This window comes from Alterinioella sp., from assembly GCF_058343375.1.
Genome location: NZ_JBTUJH010000027.1, coordinates 1 through 17341, shown reverse-complemented (window position 1 = coordinate 17341; position 17341 = coordinate 1). Strand labels below are relative to the sequence as shown.

At 63.4% G+C, this 17341-nt stretch carries 18 protein-coding genes; 5 read left to right on the top strand and 13 right to left on the bottom strand.

From position 1 onward, the window contains the following. Both ACW8PS_RS05040 and ACW8PS_RS05035 read right to left on the bottom strand, forming a co-directional pair. A partial coding sequence (locus ACW8PS_RS05040; protein ID WP_491526208.1) for an aldehyde dehydrogenase family protein occupies positions 1-498 on the bottom strand: 498 nt, incomplete at its 3' end. Beyond that, positions 495-2534, bottom strand: a complete 2040-nt coding sequence (locus ACW8PS_RS05035) for an FAD-dependent oxidoreductase (RefSeq protein WP_491526207.1) — start codon at positions 2532-2534, stop codon at positions 495-497. The genes ACW8PS_RS05035 and ACW8PS_RS05040, both read right to left, overlap by 4 nt. Before the next feature lie 93 nt (positions 2535-2627). Here ACW8PS_RS05035 and paaG point away from each other — a divergent pair, with 93 nt between their 5' ends. The 5 genes from paaG (at position 2628) to ACW8PS_RS05010 (ending at position 6815) form a co-directional block, all read left to right on the top strand. Next, positions 2628-3413: a 2-(1,2-epoxy-1,2-dihydrophenyl)acetyl-CoA isomerase PaaG gene (gene paaG / locus ACW8PS_RS05030; protein ID WP_491526205.1), complete on the top strand. Its 786-nt coding sequence runs from the start codon at positions 2628-2630 to the stop codon at positions 3411-3413. 23 nt (positions 3414-3436) lie between these two features. Beyond that, a complete protein-coding gene (gene paaI / locus ACW8PS_RS05025) occupies positions 3437-3874 on the top strand; it encodes a hydroxyphenylacetyl-CoA thioesterase PaaI (protein WP_491526204.1) in 438 nt (145 codons plus the stop codon). Further along, the gene (gene paaK, locus ACW8PS_RS05020; protein WP_491526203.1) at positions 3871-5181 is read left to right on the top strand and encodes a phenylacetate--CoA ligase PaaK; all 1311 of its coding nucleotides are present in this window, start codon (positions 3871-3873) and stop codon (positions 5179-5181) included. Before paaI ends, paaK begins: the two co-directional genes overlap by 4 nt. 4 nt (positions 5182-5185) lie before the next feature. After that, entirely contained in the window at positions 5186-5782 is a 597-nt protein-coding gene (locus tag ACW8PS_RS05015) for a TetR/AcrR family transcriptional regulator (protein WP_491526202.1), read from the top strand. A gap of 97 nt (positions 5783-5879) precedes the next feature. Beyond that, positions 5880-6815, top strand: a complete 936-nt coding sequence (locus tag ACW8PS_RS05010; RefSeq protein ID WP_491526201.1) for a DMT family transporter — start codon at positions 5880-5882, stop codon at positions 6813-6815. 104 nt (positions 6816-6919) lie between these two features. Here ACW8PS_RS05010 and ACW8PS_RS05005 read toward each other — a convergent pair whose 3' ends face one another. From ACW8PS_RS05005 to ACW8PS_RS04955, 11 genes are all read right to left on the bottom strand, one after another. After that, positions 6920-7408: a GNAT family N-acetyltransferase gene (locus ACW8PS_RS05005; RefSeq protein WP_491526200.1), complete on the bottom strand. Its 489-nt coding sequence runs from the start codon at positions 7406-7408 to the stop codon at positions 6920-6922. A 181-nt stretch (positions 7409-7589) separates the two neighbouring features. Beyond that, positions 7590-8342, bottom strand: coding sequence for a Phenylacetic acid catabolic protein (locus tag ACW8PS_RS05000; RefSeq protein WP_491526199.1), 753 nt, complete (start codon positions 8340-8342; stop codon positions 7590-7592). A gap of 12 nt (positions 8343-8354) precedes the next feature. Continuing rightward, positions 8355-9422 (bottom strand): 2Fe-2S iron-sulfur cluster-binding protein, encoded by a 1068-nt coding sequence (locus ACW8PS_RS04995; RefSeq protein WP_491526198.1) that lies wholly within the window; start codon positions 9420-9422, stop codon positions 8355-8357. A gap of 13 nt (positions 9423-9435) precedes the next feature. Next, positions 9436-9897: a 1,2-phenylacetyl-CoA epoxidase subunit PaaD gene (paaD, locus tag ACW8PS_RS04990; protein WP_491526197.1), complete on the bottom strand. Its 462-nt coding sequence runs from the start codon at positions 9895-9897 to the stop codon at positions 9436-9438. Between the two features lie 4 nt (positions 9898-9901). Next, the gene (paaC, locus tag ACW8PS_RS04985) at positions 9902-10663 is read right to left on the bottom strand and encodes a 1,2-phenylacetyl-CoA epoxidase subunit PaaC (RefSeq protein ID WP_491526196.1); all 762 of its coding nucleotides are present in this window, start codon (positions 10661-10663) and stop codon (positions 9902-9904) included. Then, a complete protein-coding gene (paaB, locus tag ACW8PS_RS04980; RefSeq protein WP_491526195.1) occupies positions 10663-10947 on the bottom strand; it encodes a 1,2-phenylacetyl-CoA epoxidase subunit PaaB in 285 nt (94 codons plus the stop codon). The genes paaC and paaB overlap by 1 nt, the downstream gene beginning before the upstream one ends. Before the next feature lie 11 nt (positions 10948-10958). Then, positions 10959-11942, bottom strand: a complete 984-nt coding sequence (gene paaA / locus ACW8PS_RS04975) for a 1,2-phenylacetyl-CoA epoxidase subunit PaaA (RefSeq protein WP_491526194.1) — start codon at positions 11940-11942, stop codon at positions 10959-10961. Positions 11943-11956: 14 nt separating this feature from the next. Then, positions 11957-13159, bottom strand: coding sequence for a 3-oxoadipyl-CoA thiolase (gene pcaF / locus ACW8PS_RS04970; RefSeq protein WP_491526193.1), 1203 nt, complete (start codon positions 13157-13159; stop codon positions 11957-11959). A 123-nt stretch (positions 13160-13282) separates the two neighbouring features. Next, a complete protein-coding gene (fahA, locus tag ACW8PS_RS04965; protein WP_491526192.1) occupies positions 13283-14545 on the bottom strand; it encodes a fumarylacetoacetase in 1263 nt (420 codons plus the stop codon). Positions 14546-14557: 12 nt separating this feature from the next. Then, positions 14558-15190 (bottom strand): maleylacetoacetate isomerase, encoded by a 633-nt coding sequence (gene maiA, locus ACW8PS_RS04960; protein WP_491526191.1) that lies wholly within the window; start codon positions 15188-15190, stop codon positions 14558-14560. A 385-nt stretch (positions 15191-15575) separates the two neighbouring features. Continuing rightward, positions 15576-17021, bottom strand: a complete 1446-nt coding sequence (locus ACW8PS_RS04955; protein WP_491526190.1) for a cobyric acid synthase — start codon at positions 17019-17021, stop codon at positions 15576-15578. Between the last annotated feature and the right edge of the window lie 320 nt (positions 17022-17341).

The following is a 17341-nucleotide window of genomic DNA, read 5'->3' as shown; positions in this document are numbered from 1 at the left end:
CATCCCCCAGACCGGAAAATTGAAGGCGTTGATATGGATCGCAACGCCTTGCAACGGCGTGCAGATATGCTGCCCCAGAAAGCTGCCATTGCGGCTGAGCTGCTCAACCTCGCCATCGAGATACACCTGCCCGTCCGGCATTTCGCGCCGCCCCTTGGAGGCAAAGACAAACATCGTCCCGATGCCGCCATCAATGTCGATCACGTGATCGGCCTGCGTCGCGCCGGTGGCAAAGCTCAGGTCATACAGCGCCGGTTTGTGGCGGCCCAGTTCGGCGGCCAGCGCCTTGAGCATCCGCGCCCGGTCATGGAACGTCATCCGGCGCAGCGCCGGGCCGCCGCTATCGCGGGCATGGGCCAGCATCGCCATCACATCCAGCGCATCATTGCCGGCGCGTGCCATCGGCGCGCCGGTAACCGCGTTCTCGATCAGTCGTGCGCCCGCGCCCGGTGCCACCCACCGCCCGACCGCATAGCTCGAAATCTCTTGCAGACTCATCCCCGTGGTCCTTTCAATTGATCGGCAATCACCCAGGATCCCGGGCTTGCCGCCGCCACCTCGGCCATATCGGCAGCCAGCCTGTCCCAGCCGCGCTCAGCGCCGTAAAACATCGGCCCGCCACGCCAGCGCGGAAAGCCATAGCCATGGATCTGCACCGTATCGACATCGCCAAAGCGTTCCGCGATGCCCTCCTCGACGATCCGCGCGCCTTCATTGACCAGCACGGCCAGCAGCCGATTTACGATCTGATCGGCGCTGAATTCGCGCCGCGCAATGCCCTGCGTGGCGGAATACTCGGTGATCAGCGCCGCGATCTCGGGGTCGCGTTGCGGGGTCCGGTCACCATCATCATAGCGATACCAACCGGCACCCGCGCGCTGCCCCAGCCGCCCCATTTCGCAAAGCGTATCGGCGATGGTCTCATAGCGTTCCTCCGGGGGCCGCGTTGCCGCCTGCCGCTTGCGATTGGCCCAGCCGATCTGCAATCCGGTCAGATCCTGCAATTCAAACGGTCCCATCGGCATTCCGAAACCGCGCATCGCGGCATCGACCTGATCGGGCATCGCGCCATCGGCCAGCAGATATTCCGCCTCGCGCCGATAGGCGGCCAGCATCCGATTTCCGACAAACCCGTCACAAATTTGTGACAGGACCGTCATTTTTTTCAGACTACGGCCAAATCCGAAACCCGTGGCCAGCACCTCGGCGCTGGTCTCGGGGGTGCGGATCACCTCCAGCAATTTCATCACATGGGCGGGCGAAAAGAAATGCAGCCCAAGGGTGCGCGCAGGGTTCGAGATACCCTCGAAAATCTGCACCGGATCAAGATAGGATGTGTTGGTGGCCAGAATGGCATCCGCCCGCATTACCGCGTCAAGGCGTTGAAAAACCTCGCGTTTTACATCGAGATCCTCGAACACCGCCTCGATTGCCAGATCGGCGGCGGCGGCGGCGGAATACTCCTGCGCGGCACCAAACAGGGCCTTGGTCGCATCCAGCCCCTCGGCGCTGATCCTGCCGCGTTTCAACGCCGCCTCCAGCAGGCCATGAACCCGCGCCGTGGCCGCGGCGGCGGCGGCGCTGTCACGTTCGATAATGGTGGTTTTCATCCCCGCCGACAGAGCCGCCATGGCAATTCCGGCCCCCATCAATCCGCCACCGACAATCGCAACCTCGGTGATGTCACGCGCCGCAATGCCCGTGATGGCGCGCGGTTTTCCGGCCTGGCGTTCGGCGAAAAATACATGCCGCAGGGCGCGGCTCTCGGGGCTTTGGCGCAGCTCGAGATGGCGGGCGCGCTCGCGCCGCTGACCTTCTGCGAATGGCTGCGCAACCCATTGCAACGCTTCAAGATTTTCAAGGGGCGAGGCCTGCCCCCTGGCCCGTTTCACAAGCCCGTTTCGAACGTCCTTTAGCGCCTCTTCCGTCAAAGCGGTGGCCCGCCGCGCCGATACCGGCTGCGGGCGCTCGGGCAAGGCCCTGGCAAACTCCGCCACCGCCCGCTGCGGATCGGCAATGATCGTGTCAATTCCGCCCAGATCCAGCATCTCCTGCGCGCTGAAAATCCGGCCCCGGCAGGCCATGTCAATCGCCGCATCCATGCCGATCAGGCGCGGGCAACGCTGCGTGCCACCGGCACCGGGGATCAGGCCGACATTGACCTCGGGCAGGCCAAACTGCGTGCCCGGCGCGGCCATCCGCCAAGCGCAGGCCATCGCAATTTCCCAGCCGCCCCCCAAAACCGAGCCATGCATCAGCGCCAGGAACGGCGTAGCACTATCCTCGATCCTCTGCACCACATCCGGCAAATGCGGCACTTCCGGCGGGCGGTCGAATTCGGACATGTCGCCGCCCGCGACAAAGCAGCGCCCGGCCCCTTGCAGCACCGCCAGCCGCGCGCCCTGCACGGCATCAACAGCCTCCGACAGCCCCGCGCGCAGCGCCGTCGAGGTGGCATTGACCGGCGGGTTGTTGAGCGTGACCCAGGCAATATCGCCCTGCCACGTCACTTGCACCACTGCATCACCGGCCATCAAGAGCCCCCCCGAATTCCATCGCGGGAATTTATTGACCAACCGTTCGGTTTATGCAAGATATTTGTCAGGCGCAGAGGGAAGATTCCACAGATGAGCGACACGATACGCTATGAAAACAAGGGGGACTGGGCAGAGATCACGCTCAACCGCCCGGACAGGCTGAATGCTTTCAACGATGAAATGCATGCCGCTTTGGCCGCCGCATTGCAAGACGCGCAGGACCGGAACATGCGCGCCGTGCTGCTGAGCGGTGCCGGGCGCGGGTTTTGCGCCGGTCAGGATCTGGGCGACCGCGACCCCGCCAAAATGGACGGCCCGCCCGATCTGGGCCGCACCGTGCGCGAATTTTATGCCCCTCTGGTGCGGCGCATCCGCGCCCTGCCCTGCCCTGTCATCTGTGCCGTCAACGGGGTTGCCGCCGGGGCCGGGGCCAATCTGGCGCTGGCCTGTGACATCGTGCTGGCGGCAAAATCGGCGAAATTCATCCAGTCCTTTGCCAAGGTCGGCCTGATCCCCGATACCGGCGGCAGCTGGCACCTGCCGCATCTGATTGGCGAGGCGCGCGCCAAGGGGCTGGCCTTCACCGCCGCGCCGCTGCCCGCCCAAAAGGCCGAGGACTGGGGGCTGATCTGGAAGGCCCTTCCCGATGATGAATTGATGCCAGAGGCGCGTGAGATGGCCGCCGCCTTCGCCAATGGCCCGACATTGGGCTTCGCGCTGACCAAATCCTGCATCCACGCGGCAGCAACCAATACCCTCTCGGATCATCTGGACCTGGAAGCCGAGGCGATGAAAACCTGTGGCGAAAGCGCCGATTATGCCGAAGGCGTCAGCGCTTTCCTGCAAAAACGCCCGCCGAATTTCCAAGGCAGATGAATAATGTTCACAGGAAAACCCGCATGACCCCGAAACAGCGCGCCGAGAAATCCGCCGCCGCCATGTGGGCCGGCGATGAAGCCTCCAAATGGCTGGGGATGAAAATCCTGGATGTGGATGAAGGCGCGGCCGAGCTGACCCTGACCGTGGCCCCCCATCACGCCAATGGCCACGGTATCTGCCATGGCGGCATCACCTTTGCGCTGGCCGACAGCGCCTTTGCCTTTGCCTGCAACAGCCGCAATCAATCCACCGTGGCGCAGATCAACACCATCACCTATCTGGCCCCGGCCCGTATCGGAGACATTCTGACCGCACGCGCCCGCGAGATCAGCCTGACCGGGCGCAGCGGCATCTATGATGTCACGGTCACTGCCCAGACCGGCACGGTCATCGCAGAGTTTCGCGGCCATTCGCGGACCATCAAGGGCCAGCATTTCGTCGAGGAGGAACAACCATGAAAGACCTGACACCGCCCAGATCCAGCCTCGACCCGATCGAGATCGCCTCGATCGATGAAATTCGCGCGCTGCAACTGGACCGGCTGCAATGGTCGCTGGCACATGCCTATCAGAATGTGGCGATGTATCGGGCCCGGTTCGATGCCGCGGGCGTGCACCCCTCGGACCTGAAATCGCTGTCGGATCTGACGAAATTCCCCTTCACCTACAAGAATGATCTGCGCGACAATTATCCCTTTGGCCTCTTTGCCGTGCCGCGCGAACAGATTTCGCGCATCCATGCCTCATCGGGCACCACCGGCAAGCCGACCGTGGTGGGCTATACCGCCAAAGACATCAGCAATTGGGCCGATCTGGTGGCGCGGTCTTTGCGCGCCAGCGGCACCCGGCCCGGCGATGTGGTGCATGTGGCCTATGGCTATGGCCTATTCACCGGCGGGCTTGGCGCGCATTACGGGGCTGAGCGGCTTGGCGCGACGGTGGTTCCTGTCTCGGGCGGCATGACTGAGCGCCAGGTCACGCTGATCAATGATTTCAAGCCCACAACCATCATGGTCACGCCCTCCTACATGCTCAATATCCTGGAAGGGTTTCACAAGGCCGGGCTTGACCCGCGCGCAAGCTCGCTTGAGATCGGCATTTTCGGGGCCGAACCCTGGACCGATGCGATGCGGGCCGAGGTCGAGCAGGCCTTTGACATGCATGCCGTCGATATTTACGGCCTGTCCGAGATCATGGGGCCGGGTGTGGCCAATGAATGCGTGGAAACCAAGGACGGCCCGGTGATCTGGGAGGATCATTTCCTGCCCGAGATCATCAACCCGGAAACCGGCGAGGTTCTGCCTGACGGCGAGATGGGAGAGCTGGTCTTTACCACTCTGACCAAGGAAGCGCTGCCGATGATCCGTTACCGCACCCGCGACCTGACCCGGCTTTTGCCCGGCACGGCGCGCAGCATGCGGCGGATGGAAAAGATCACCGGGCGCTCTGATGACATGATCATCCTGCGCGGCGTCAATGTGTTTCCGACCCAGATCGAGGAACAGGTGCTGGCCACCGGCGGGCTGGCCAGCCATTTCCAGATCGAGCTGTATAAGGCCGGCCGGATGGATGCGATGCGGGTCTATGTCGAGGCTGCCCCCGACACCGCAGATGAGCTGAGCAAAACCGCTGCTGCGCGAATGCTGACCAAGCATATCAAGGATATCGTGGGCATCTCGACCGAGGTGATCGTGGGCAATCCCGGTGCGGTGGAGCGCAGCCAGGGCAAGGCGCGCCGGGTCGTCGACAACCGGGGCAAGGGATAGAGCCATGGCCCGCACCATCGCCAAGGATCATGACCAGAAGCGCGACCTGATCCTGAAGGCCGCCGCGCGGATATTCGCAACCGAAGGGTTCGACCGCGCGTCGATGGCGCAACTGGCGCGGGCCTGTGGCATCTCCAAGGCCAATATCTACCACTATTATGACAGCAAGGACGCGCTGCTGTTTGATATTCTCGACAGCTATCTGCGCGACCTTCGCGACCGGATTCTGGCCACAGATGTGGCGGGGCTGGACGCGGAGGCGCGGCTGCACAGGGTGATTCAGCGGATCCTGCACGCCTATCAGGGGGCCGATCATGAACATCAGGTGCAGCTCAATGCGCTGGGTGCCCTGCCCGAGGCGGAACAGGCGCAAATGCGGGCCTATCAGCGCGATATGGTGCGCTTTCTCAGCGACACGATCAAAGCTGCCGCTCCGGCTGCATTTGCCAATGACAAGGCCAAACTGCGCGCCACCACGATGTCGGTCTTTGGCATGCTGAACTGGTATTACATGTGGAACAGCGGTGCCGGAGCCCAGGCGCGCGATGATTATGCCACCCTGGTGACCAACCTGACCCTGCGCGGTGTGACCGGGCTGTAGCGGCGCAATGGGGCTTGCGGGGTGGGCCGCAAACGGCCAATGTCGCCCCTGAGCGCGGCCCCGAACCGCGACCGCGAACCCCTATCCCGGTGCCTTCATGAATCGCCTGAACCACATCGCCCGCCAACCGGCGGCAGCCGCGTTGGGGCTTGCTGTTGGCGGGCTTTTCTGGGGGCTCTACTGGGTGCCGCTGCGCGCCCTTTCCGACCTTGGCATGGGCGGGGCCTGGCCCGGTGCCTTCGTGTTTTTCGGGGCCGCCATGCTGCTGACCCCGCTGATCTGGCACAAACGGGCCGGATTGCGCAGCAATTGGTGGGCGCTGGTCAGTTGCGGGCTGCTGACGGGGGCGGCGTTTTCGCTGTTTTCCACCGCCATCATTCTGACCGATGTGGTGCGCGCCATCCTGCTGTTCTATCTCACGCCGGTCTGGAGCACGCTGTTGGGGCTTGTCTATCTGGGCGAACGTCTGACCCCCGCCCGCCTGGCCGCGCTGGCACTGGGGATTGCCGGAATGCTGATCATGCTTGGCCTCGGTGCGGGCTGGCCGGTGCCGCGTTCGCTTGGCGATATTCTGGCGCTGGCTTCGGGCATGGTCTGGGCTGTCGGGTCGCTGCGGCTGTATCAGGCCCGTCATATTTCAGTGGTCGAGCAGGTGATTGCCTTTGTCATCGGCGGGCTTGTCATTGCTCTGGCCACTGTCGTGATCGGCGGGGCGGCGCTCAATCCGCTTGGCGGGGTGCAGGTGTTCGGCGCATCCATCTGGCCGCTGGTGATCATCTCGTTTTTCGTGGTTCCCACCCTGTTCCTCACGGTCTGGCCGGCCACCGTTCTGCCGCCCGCCCGCGTCGGGCTGATCCTGATGACCGAGATCGTCGCCGGGGTGATCTCGGCGGCGCTTTTTGCCGGTGAGGCCTTTGGCTGGCGCGAGGCCGCAGGCAGCGTGATGATTGTCGGCGCGGGCTTGGTCGAGGTGTTGGGCCATCGCGGTTCGGGGGCCGCAATTCGGCCTGAAAAGGGCCGATTTCCCCGATGAAACGGGGCTTGATCATCGGGTCAGCACCGTTTCGGATTTCACAAACCGCGCGCCTCTGGAGCGTGTCGCGTTGAATACATGAATCCAGTGGAACGCGACACGCTTTAATCGCGCGGGCGCTGCAATTGCCAGGCCAGATGCGCCGCCACCATCGGCCATTCGCTGTTCAGGATCGAATAGACCGCCGTGTCGCGCAGGGTGCCATTGGCCAGGCGCATGTGATTGCGCAGGATGCCGTCGGGCCGGGCCCCCAAACGCTCGATCGCATGCCGGCTTTGATGGTTGATGACATGGGTGCGAAATTCGACCGCGACGCAATCGAGACCCTCGAAGGCATGGCGCAGCATCAGCAGTTTGGCTTCTGTGTTCAGCGGCCCGCGCTGCGCCGATTTCGCGATCCAGGTCGATCCGATTTCAACCCGCGGCAGATGCGGGTCGATATTCATGTAAGTGGTCATGCCGACAGCAATGCCGGCCGCGTCCAGCATTGCAAAGGGCAGCATGGTGCCCTGGTCGCGCAACCCGCGCCGCCGGGCAATTTCGGCCGCAACCTGATCGGGCGCGGGGATGGTCGTATACCACAGGCGGTGCAACGCACCATCAGCCGCGGCCTGCCTCAGATCATCGCAATGGCCGGTGACAGCGGTTCCAGCGTCACATGGGTTCCGGTCAGGGTCACATCATCGGGCCAGGCCATATCGCTGCCTCCCTGCGCGATTGTCATTCGCGCCACGCAACCACATGGCCCGCCGCTTGACCAGACCCGACCGGGGATCAGCCCGGCTGTATCCCCACCCGGCCCAGGGCGGCGGTGGCATCGGCCTCCCATTGGCGGCGCATCCGGGCAGCAGTCAGATGGCGCAGGCCCATCGCGTTCAGCGTATCGAACCGGGGCGCGTTATCCGGGCCAAAGCTGGCCGAGACCCGCGGCCACCAATAGGCGACCGAGGCCAGGATCGCATCGCCCTGCCCCTCGTTCATCAACCGCGTCAGCCCCTCCTCGGCCAGCTCGGCATGGCGTGCCTCGACGGGGGCGATGGCGCGAAAGGCCTCGGCCAGCGGCTGATAGGAGAGCTTTTCGAAATCGGCCATCTGCACGGCAACGGCACGCCCCATCAGCAGGTTCATCACCACGGCATCGGCCCAGCCGTCCAGCGGGTAGTTGAAGACCGCAAGGCGCATGTCGTGATCGCCGCGACTGGCCCCGATATCGGCGTCGCGGGGCAGGCGCGCGGTCCAGGGGTGATGATTGGCATAGCGATCGGAATCGACGCCGAAATCCTCCATCACCCGCAGCACGCGACCGGCATGGTCGGTCTTTTCCAGCACGATCCGGGCCGCCGCAATCCGTTCGCGGATGCCCGGCCCCTGATTGATGATATCGGCAAAGCCCGCCGCGCCGGCCAATTCGCTATCGACAAAGCTGCTCATCAGTTTCATCAGCTCGGCCCGGTAGCGAGCGGGCACATTGGTGGGGTTGCTCAGCACCCCGCCCTGGGCCAGATACTCCTCGATACGCATATCCATGGCTGTGATCCCCTATTGATCGTAATCGACGACGATGCGGTCGGTCACCGGGTAGGACTGGCACGCCAGGACATAGCCCTTTTCGACCTCGTAATCCTCCAATGCGTGATTGGCGACCATCTCCACCTCGCCCTCCAGCACCCGGCAGCGGCAGGTCGAACAGACCCCGGCCTTGCAGGCAAAAGGCGCATCCATCCGGTTGGCAAGCGCGATATCGAGCAGGCTTTGGTCCTTGTTCGATGTCACGGTCTGGGTGGCCCCATCCAGCGTATAGGAAATCTCGGCCTGATTTGCGGCGCTGGCCGCATCCCTCGAGACCACCCGCGCCCGCGCCCGCCCCGGTTGGCCCGAGGCGAACAGCTCGAACTTGATCTGGCCATCATCCAGCCCGTGATCGCGCAGCGCGCGGGCAATGCCCAGCATCATCGGCTCGGGCCCGCAGATAAAGGCGGTGTCAACGTTTTCGATATCGATCCAGCCCTTGAACAGCTCGGCGCATTTCTCCGCCGTCACCAGCCCGGTGAACAGGTCGATCTCCTGGGCGTCGGTTTCCAGGATATGAATGACGTTGAACCGGCCCATATGCAGGTTTTTCAGATCTTCCAGTTCCTCGCGGAACATGATCGTGCTGACGCCCTTATTGGCATAGACCAGCGTGAAGCGCGCGGCCGGTTCAACCGCCAGCGTGGTCTTGATGATCGACAGCAGCGGCGTGATGCCCGAGCCGCCGGCAAAACCCAGATATTGCCTTTCGGTGCCCGGATCGAGCGGGGTAAAGAAGCTGCCCATCGGGGCCATGGCCTGCAGCCTGTCGCCGACCTGCAATTCTTCATTGGCCCAGGTCGAGAACGCGCCGCCATCGACGCGCTTGATACCGACCTGAATGCGCCCGTCCTGGCGCCCGGCGCAGATCGAATAGGAGCGGCGCAGCTCCTCGCCATCGAAATCGCGGCGAAAGGTCAGGTATTGGCCCTGCGTGAACGCAAACGCCTCCGCGTCATCGGGTTGCAGGGTAACCACCACGGCATCGCGGATGGTCTTGGTCACATCGGTGACGGTCAGATCGTGAAATCGCGCCATCAGGGTTCCTCCCTCAGATGCACTTGAAATAATCGAACGGTTCCAGACAGTCGCGGCAACGCCAGGCGGCTTTGCACGGGGTCGATCCGAACTGGCTGAGCCGTTCCAGATCCGCGCCCTTGCAACGCGGGCAACGCGCCGGGCCACCTGCGGGCTGCGGCGGGGCGATGCCGTATTCCTCCAGCTTTGCGCGGCCCTTGTCGGACAGCCAATCGGTGGTCCAGGCCGGTGAAATCTGGCGTTTCAGCACCACATTGGCGATCCCGTGGCCATTCAGCGCCGAAATGATATCGAGGTTGATCACGGATGTGGCCGGACATCCCGAATAGGTCGGCGTGACGGTGATCTGCACCGCGTCGCCCTGCCAGTCCACGCCCCGGATGATGCCCAGATCGACCAGGCTGATCACCGGGATCTCGGGGTCGGGCACCTGATCCAGCCAGTGCCATATCTGATCGGTCGCGGGCTGTGTCATGGGCTTACCAGCTGGCCCCCGGATAGGCCCGTTGCAGCCATTGCATCGTGGTCAGGATATGGCCCAGATGCTCGGTATGCATATATCCGGAGCGCCCGCCCTTATGGCTGAATTTACCCTCTGGGATGATCAGCGTCGCATCCGCCAGAACCCGGGTTACCAGCGCATCGAAATCGGGGCGCAGGCTGGCGGGGTCGGGGGCAATTCCGGCCTCAGCCATGGCCGCATCGACATCATCGCCAAGAAACATCTCGCCCACATAGGGCCAAAGATACTCCAGCGCCGCCTGCATGCGGGCATGGCTTTGCTCGGTGCCGTCGCCCAGGCCCACAACGGTGCCTGCCGAGCGTTCCACGTGATAGGCCACTTCCTTTGATGCTTTCTCGGCAATCTCGGCCACACGGGCGTCAGTTGACGCCATCAGCCGGCCCAGAGCCACCGATTGCCAGGCATCGAACAGAAACTGGCGCATCAGGGTCTGGCCGAAATCGCCATTGGGCAGTTCGACCAGCAGCAGATTGCGGAAATCCCAGACATCGCGCAGAAAGGCCAGATCATCGGCGCTGCGCCCCTGGCCCTCGACCTCACCGGCCAGGCCCAGCCAGAACTGCGTCTGCCCGATCAGATCCAGCGCCGTATTGGCCAGCGCGATATCTTCCTCCAGCACCGGGGCCTTGCCGCACCATTCGCTGACACGGTGACCCAGAACAAGCGTGTTATCCCCCATCCGGAGCAGGAACTGAAACAATGCTTCGTCACCGGTCATCACATATGCCCCACATCTTCGGGGATGTCGAAAAAGGTCGGGTGGCGGTAGATCTTGCTTTCGGACGGGTCGAAAAGCGGGCCTTTGTCGCCCGGTGCCGTGGCCGAGATATGGACCGCCTCGACCACCCAGATCGACACACCTTCATTGCGCCTTGTATAGACATCGCGCGCATTCCTGATCGCCATATCGGCATCCGGCGCGTGCAGGCTGCCGACATGGCGGTGGCTCAGCCCGTGCTGGCCTCGGATGAACACTTCCCAAAGGGGCCATTCGTTTTTCATGCGCTGTCTCCTTATTCCGCCGCTTGCGCGCGTTTTCTTGCATGGGCCATCAGCCCGTCGCGCACCCATGCGCCATCTTCCCAGGCTTTCACCCGGTCCTTCAAACGGTCCACATTGCAGGGGCCGTTGCCGCGGATCACATCCATGAACTCGTCCCAATCGGGATCGCTGAAATCGTAATGGCCGCGCTCCTCGTTCCATTTGATGGCCGGGTCGGGCAGGTCGAGACCCAGATATTCGATCTGCGGAATGGTCTGATCGACAAATTGCTGGCGCAGCTCATCGTTGGATTTGACCTTGATCTTCCACGCCATCGACTGTTCCGAATGGGTGCTGTCGCTGTCATGCGGCCCGAACATCATCATCGCCGGGAACCACATACGGTCCAGCGCATTCTGCGCCATGCTCTTTTGCGCTGGCGTGCCGAAGGCCATTTTCATGATCGCGTGATAGCCTTGGCGGGCGTGAAAGCTCTCTTCCTTGCAGATCCGCACCATGGCCCGGGCGTAGGGCCCGTAGGATGTGCGTTGCAACGCCACCTGATTGACGATCGCCGCGCCATCGACCAGCCAGCCGACCGCGCCGATATCGGCCCAGTTCAGCGTCGGATAGTTGAAGATGGAGGAATATTTCATCCGGCCTTCATGCAGCAGCCGCACCAGCTCATCGCGGCTTTCGCCAAGCGTTTCGGCGGCGGAATAGAGATACAGCCCATGGCCCGCCTCATCCTGCACCTTGGCCAGCAGGATGGCCTTGCGTTCCAGCGTCGGCGCGCGGGTGATCCAGTTGCCTTCGGGCAATTGCCCCACCACTTCGGAATGGGCGTGCTGGCCGATCTGGCGGATCAGGGTGGCGCGGTAATCATCGGGCATCCAGTCGCGCGGCTCGATCTTGATATCGGCGTCGATCTTGTCCTGGAATTCGCGTTCCTGGTCCGACATCTCATCGCGGGATTTGAGCCCGGAACGGGCCGTTTTGATCAGTTGAGCATACATATGTCTAACCTCCCTTAGACGCGTTCGAGGATCAGGGCCGCGCCCTGTCCGACGCCGACGCACATGGTGCAGAGCGCATAGCGCCCGCCGGAGCGCTGCAATTGATAGGCCGCAGCCATCACCAAACGCGCGCCCGACATGCCAAGCGGATGGCCAAGCGCGATGGCCCCGCCATTGGGGTTCACATGGGGCGCATCATCGGGCAGGCCCAGGTCGCGCAGACAGGCAAGCCCCTGTGCCGCGAAAGCCTCGTTCAATTCTATCACATCCATATCGGCGATGCTCAGCCCGGTGCGCGCCAACAGCTTTCGCGTGGCCGGAACCGGGCCAATGCCCATGATGCGCGGCGCAACGCCGGCCGCCGCCATGCCGATAACGCGGGCCATGGGGGTCAGCCCGTTGGCTTTTGCCGCCGCACCGGAGGCCAGCAATATCGCCGCCGCGCCATCATTGACGCCGCTGGCATTGCCCGCCGTGACGCTGCGATCGGGCCCGTTCACGCCCTTCAGCTTTGCCAGTTTCGCGGCATCGGTGCCGGGGCGCGGATGTTCGTCAGTATCGACCACGACCGGCGCGCCCTTGCGGCTCGGGATCGTCACCGGGGTGATTTCCTCGGCGAAGATTCCGGCCGCCTGCGCCGCCTGCCAACGCGCCTGCGAGCGGGCCGCAAACGCATCCTGATCGGCGCGGCTGATGCCGTAATCTTCGGCCACGTTATCGGCGGTCTGCGGCATCGAATCAGTGCCATAACTCGCCTGCATCTTCGGGTTCACGAAGCGCCAGCCAATGGTGGTGTCATGGACGGCATTGGCGCGGCTGAAGGCGGCCTGCGCCTTGGGCATCACGAAAGGCGCGCGGCTCATGCTTTCGACACCACCGGCGATGACCATGTCGTAATCGCCCGCCCGGATACCACGCGCGGCCATGCCGACGGCATCCATGCCGCTGGCGCAGAGCCGGTTCACCGTGGTGCCCGGCACATCCACCGGCAGGCCTGCCAGAAGCGCCGCCATCCGCGCCACATTGCGATTATCCTCGCCGGCCTGATTGGCATCGCCATAGATCACGTCATCGATACCGGCCCAGTTGACGCCGGGATTGCGCGCCATCAGTGCTGCAATCGGCAGTGCTGCCAGATCATCGGTGCGGATCGTGGCCAAGGCCCCGCCATAGCGCCCGATCGGGGTGCGTGTCGCGTCGCAGATGAATGCGTCCAAGGCCGGACCTCCCTTTCGCGCCGGCCAATAAGCTGACCGCACGGTCGGGGTATTGCACCTGACGATTCGACGCAAGTTAAATGTTACGCGCCGCCGGAATTACCAAAATGACGGTAACATGTCTCAGCCCCGGTCATAGGGATCGCTCAGCGCAGGCAGGACAGTGCCCAGGCAGGACCCGAACCCGATGCGATACCCATCGCCCTGCGCATGGCCCGACAGGCTCAACGTATCGCCATCCTCCAGGAAACTGCGGGTCTCGCCGGTCTCCAGCGTCAAAGGCTCCTTGCCGCCCCAACTCAGTTCCAGCAACGAGCCGCGCTCGGGCCTCATAGGCCCCGAGATGGTGCCGGAGCCAAGCAGATCGCCGACCCGCATCGGACAGCCCGACGTCGTGTGATGCGCCAATTGCTGCGCCGCGGAATAATACATCTGCTTGTAATTCGTGCGCGCAATCACACTGGCCGGTTTGCCCTGCGGGGCCAGCGATACGGCAAGGTCGATATCATACAGCATCGGCCCGGCATCGGCCAAATGCGGCAGCAGCGGTTTTTCGCGGTCCGGGGCCTCGCAGCGAAACCCGGCCAGGGCGGTGGCGGTCACGATCCAGGGGCTGATCGTGGTCGCGGTCGCCTTGGCCTGAAACGGCCCCAGCGGCTGATATTCCCAGGCCTGAATGTCACGCGCCGACCAGTCGTTCAGCAGCACATAGCCAAAGATCATCGCATCCGCCTCGGCCACGCTCATCGGGCCATCCGAGGCCACGCCGATGATCGCCCCCAGCTCAAGTTCGAAATCGAACCGCCGGCAGGGCGCAAAGACCGGTGCATCGGCATCCTTTGGCAGGATCTGCCCCCAGGGCCGCCGCACATCACTGCCCGACACCACGACCGAGGAGGCCCGGCCATTATAGCCGATGGGCATATGCAGCCAGTTTGGCGGCAGCGCGTTCTCACGCCCCCGGAACATGGTGCCGACATTCATCGCATGATGCATTCCGGCGTAGAAATCGGTATATTCGGCCACCTCAAACGGCATATGCATCCGCGCATCCGCCATTGGCACCAGATAAGGCTCGGCGCGACGCCCGACGCCCGATTTTTCCCCCAGAAGCACGCCCAGAGCCTGCCGAAAGCTGTTCCAGGCCGCGGGCCCCAGCGCCATGAAACCATTCCACGAGGGCCGCGTGAACACCGGCGGATCCCCGGCCGTCAGGATGCCGCTTGCCTCCAATTGTGCCACATCGAGGATGAAATCCCCGATCGCCACGCCGGGGCGCGGCGCGCTGCCCCCGGTTGAAAACACGCCATAGGGCAGATTGTTCAACGGAAAAGGGGTCTCGGGGCGGTTGGCACTTTCGACCCAGGATTTGCGCAGATCACTCATTCGGGGTGTCCTTCATTCGGCATCGGGCTGGTTTTCGGGGCGGGCGGCATCAAAGGCGGGCAGCGCCAGCGCATTGGTCTCGATCTCGCACAGGCGGGCCAGCGGGGCCAGATCAACGCCCCAGCGATGCGCGTTGTAAAGCTGCGGGATCAGGCAGATATCAGCCCAGGTCGGGCTGTCGCCGAAACAAAACGCCCCCTCGGGCGCGATCATCTTTTGCAGCGCGGCCAGGTTCTTGGTCATGAAATGCACCATCCAGGCGATGCCGCCCTCCGCGCTGACCCCATAGTCACGCTTCAGATGCGCCACCACGCCGACATTGGTCACCGGCTGCGTGTCCATGGCGATGACATGGGACGCCGCCAGAACCCGCGCCCGCGCCAGCCGATCGGCAGGCAGCAATGCGGGCGCAGGGTGGGTCGCCTCGAGCCAGTCCAGTATGGCCATGGATTGGGTCAGTTCCGTGCCATCTGGCAACACCAGCGTCGGCACAAGCCCGGTCGGGTTATGGGCCAGATACTCCGGCGCGTTCTGCTCTCCCTTGACCAGATGAACCGGCAGGCTTTCCCAGTTCAGCCCCTTCAGGCCAAGCGCGATACGCACCCGATAGGAACAGGATGACCGCCAGTAGGTATAGAGTTTCATGGCAAGGCTCCGGTGGCTTCGCATATCAGCTTAAAGCGCATTGCGTTTGATGTGAATCATCTTTGCCGCCCGGGTCAGGTCGAAGCGGTTTTTCCGGTGGCCGTCGCGGGCCTATAGCACGTCTTGGCAAACCTCAATCACCTGACGCTGCCTGCCGCCGGCCCCAGCGCATCGCCACAAGGAAGATCCCCCTCGTGGATATGATTGAGCGTGGCCGCGAGTGATGCGAAGAACCCCGGGCGCGGGGCGGTAAACCCCGCTGCGCTCAACCCTGAAATCGCGCATGAAGCGTGGCATTGGCCCAGGCGTTGTTTCGCGCCATGGTCAATATGGGTTGGGGGTCATTGGCAATTCCTCTTTGGGAGCGAGCCTGCAGGCCAACCGATCAGCGCGCGATGGCAAAGATCGCGTCCAGATCCAGATACTGATCCAGATGATCGGCCAGAGCGTCCAGCGTCGCGTCCACGACCGCACCATAGCGCGTCTGGCCAGCCTCTGCCCCAAACCCCACAAGATAGGCGCGGCGAAACCCGTCTTCGACAAAAAGCCCGTGCAGATAGGTGCCCTGCACGTCGCCAGACGGGGATGATGCGCCTTCGGGCTCACCATCGACATGCGCAAAGGGGCGGGCGCGATCCGGCCCGTCACTCTGCCCGATATGGATCTCATAACCCTGAACCTGTGTGCCGCTCGCCACATGGGTGGCGGCAACCCGGGTCAGGCTCTTGTCGCGCGTCATCACGGTCTCAACCCGCAGCAGGCCAAGCCCCGGGGTGCTGCCCGGCACCCCCTCGATCCCATCCGGATCATGGATCATGTCGCCCAACATCTGGTAGCCGCCGCAAATACCCAACACATGCCCGCCGCGCCTGACATGGGCGGCCAGATCAATGTCCCACCCTTCGCCGCGCAAATAGGCAAGATCGCCGCGCGTGGATTTGCTGCCCGGCAAGATCACCAGATCGGTATCGCCCGGAATGGGTTGCCCGGCCCGGATCATCGACAGCGCCACGCCCGGTTCCTGCGCCAGCGGATCGAGATCATCGAAATTGGCAATGCGGGAAAACGCCAGACAGGCGATATTGAGGCCCTTGCCGCTGCTTTTCCCAGGCAGATCCAGCGCATCTTCTGCCGGCAGCCTCATCGCATCCGCAAAGAACGGCAATATACCAAACCCACGCCAGCCGGTGCGGGCCTCGATCAGGGCATAGCCATCGTCAAAGAGGCTGGCATCGCCGCGAAATTTGTTGATCAGAAAGCCGGCGATCATCGCCGCGTCCTCGGGGGGCAGCACCGCCTGCGTGCCCACCATTTGCGCAATCACGCCACCCCGGTCGATATCGCCGACCAGGATGACCGGCACATCGGCAGCACGGGCAAAGCCCATATTGGCGATGTCGCCCTGGCGCAGATTGACCTCGGCAGGTGATCCCGCGCCTTCGACAATCACCAGGTCATGGGCGGATTTCAATCGATGAAAGCTCTCCAGCACCGGGGCCATCAATTGCGGCTTCAGCGCTGCGTAATCGCGCGCATTGATGGTGGTCAACCGCTTGCCGTGAACCACGACCTGCGCGCCGATATCGGTTTCAGGCTTCAACAGCACCGGGTTCATATCTGTCACGGGCTCCAGCCCGGCCGCCCAGGCCTGCAAAGCCTGAGCGCGCCCGATCTCGCCGCCATCGACGGTTACGGCGGCATTGTTCGACATGTTTTGAGGCTTGAACGGCGCAACGGACAGCCCGCGGTTGCGCGCTGCCCGGGCCAACCCCGCGACCAAGAGCGATTTGCCCACATTCGAGCCCGCGCCCTGGATCATTAGCGACCTCATGGCACCGCACCAGCGTTTCGCGGGTGGCAGGTGCGGGAGCCTCCGGCGGAGGTATTTATCACCAAGCTGAAAGGGAAGATCGGCAACCGGCACCGCGCTCGACCCCGAGAAGGCGGGGCAAGCGCGGTGCTTTCACCTTGGGCGGTCATCGGGACCTCTCCCTGTACCGCATTTCAACCATGGCACGTTAACCTTAACAAATCGTTTCATCTTGGCCCAAATACCTCGGGGGCGTGGGGGCAGCGCCCCCACAAAGGGCGGGTTTGCGCAGGGCATTAGAGACCACCCCACCAAAAACCACACCCAAAAGCCCGTTTTTA

What these genes read in the sequence shown, in the direction of transcription:
- ACW8PS_RS05035 (WP_491526207.1), bottom strand. Translation starts at nt 2,534, where the DNA reads ATGGCCGGTGATGCAGTGGTGCAAGTGACGTGGCAGGGCGATATTGCC.
- paaG (WP_491526205.1), top strand. Translation starts at nt 2,628, where the DNA reads ATGAGCGACACGATACGCTATGAAAACAAGGGGGACTGGGCAGAGATC.
- paaI (WP_491526204.1), top strand. Translation starts at nt 3,437, where the DNA reads ATGACCCCGAAACAGCGCGCCGAGAAATCCGCCGCCGCCATGTGGGCC.
- paaK (WP_491526203.1), top strand. Translation starts at nt 3,871, where the DNA reads ATGAAAGACCTGACACCGCCCAGATCCAGCCTCGACCCGATCGAGATC.
- ACW8PS_RS05015 (WP_491526202.1), top strand. Translation starts at nt 5,186, where the DNA reads ATGGCCCGCACCATCGCCAAGGATCATGACCAGAAGCGCGACCTGATC.
- ACW8PS_RS05010 (WP_491526201.1), top strand. Translation starts at nt 5,880, where the DNA reads ATGAATCGCCTGAACCACATCGCCCGCCAACCGGCGGCAGCCGCGTTG.
- ACW8PS_RS05000 (WP_491526199.1), bottom strand. Translation starts at nt 8,342, where the DNA reads ATGGATATGCGTATCGAGGAGTATCTGGCCCAGGGCGGGGTGCTGAGC.
- ACW8PS_RS04995 (WP_491526198.1), bottom strand. Translation starts at nt 9,422, where the DNA reads ATGGCGCGATTTCACGATCTGACCGTCACCGATGTGACCAAGACCATC.
- paaD (WP_491526197.1), bottom strand. Translation starts at nt 9,897, where the DNA reads ATGACACAGCCCGCGACCGATCAGATATGGCACTGGCTGGATCAGGTG.
- paaC (WP_491526196.1), bottom strand. Translation starts at nt 10,663, where the DNA reads ATGACCGGTGACGAAGCATTGTTTCAGTTCCTGCTCCGGATGGGGGAT.
- paaB (WP_491526195.1), bottom strand. Translation starts at nt 10,947, where the DNA reads ATGAAAAACGAATGGCCCCTTTGGGAAGTGTTCATCCGAGGCCAGCAC.
- paaA (WP_491526194.1), bottom strand. Translation starts at nt 11,942, where the DNA reads ATGTATGCTCAACTGATCAAAACGGCCCGTTCCGGGCTCAAATCCCGC.
- fahA (WP_491526192.1), bottom strand. Translation starts at nt 14,545, where the DNA reads ATGAGTGATCTGCGCAAATCCTGGGTCGAAAGTGCCAACCGCCCCGAG.
- maiA (WP_491526191.1), bottom strand. Translation starts at nt 15,190, where the DNA reads ATGAAACTCTATACCTACTGGCGGTCATCCTGTTCCTATCGGGTGCGT.
- ACW8PS_RS04955 (WP_491526190.1), bottom strand. Translation starts at nt 17,021, where the DNA reads ATGAGGTCGCTAATGATCCAGGGCGCGGGCTCGAATGTGGGCAAATCG.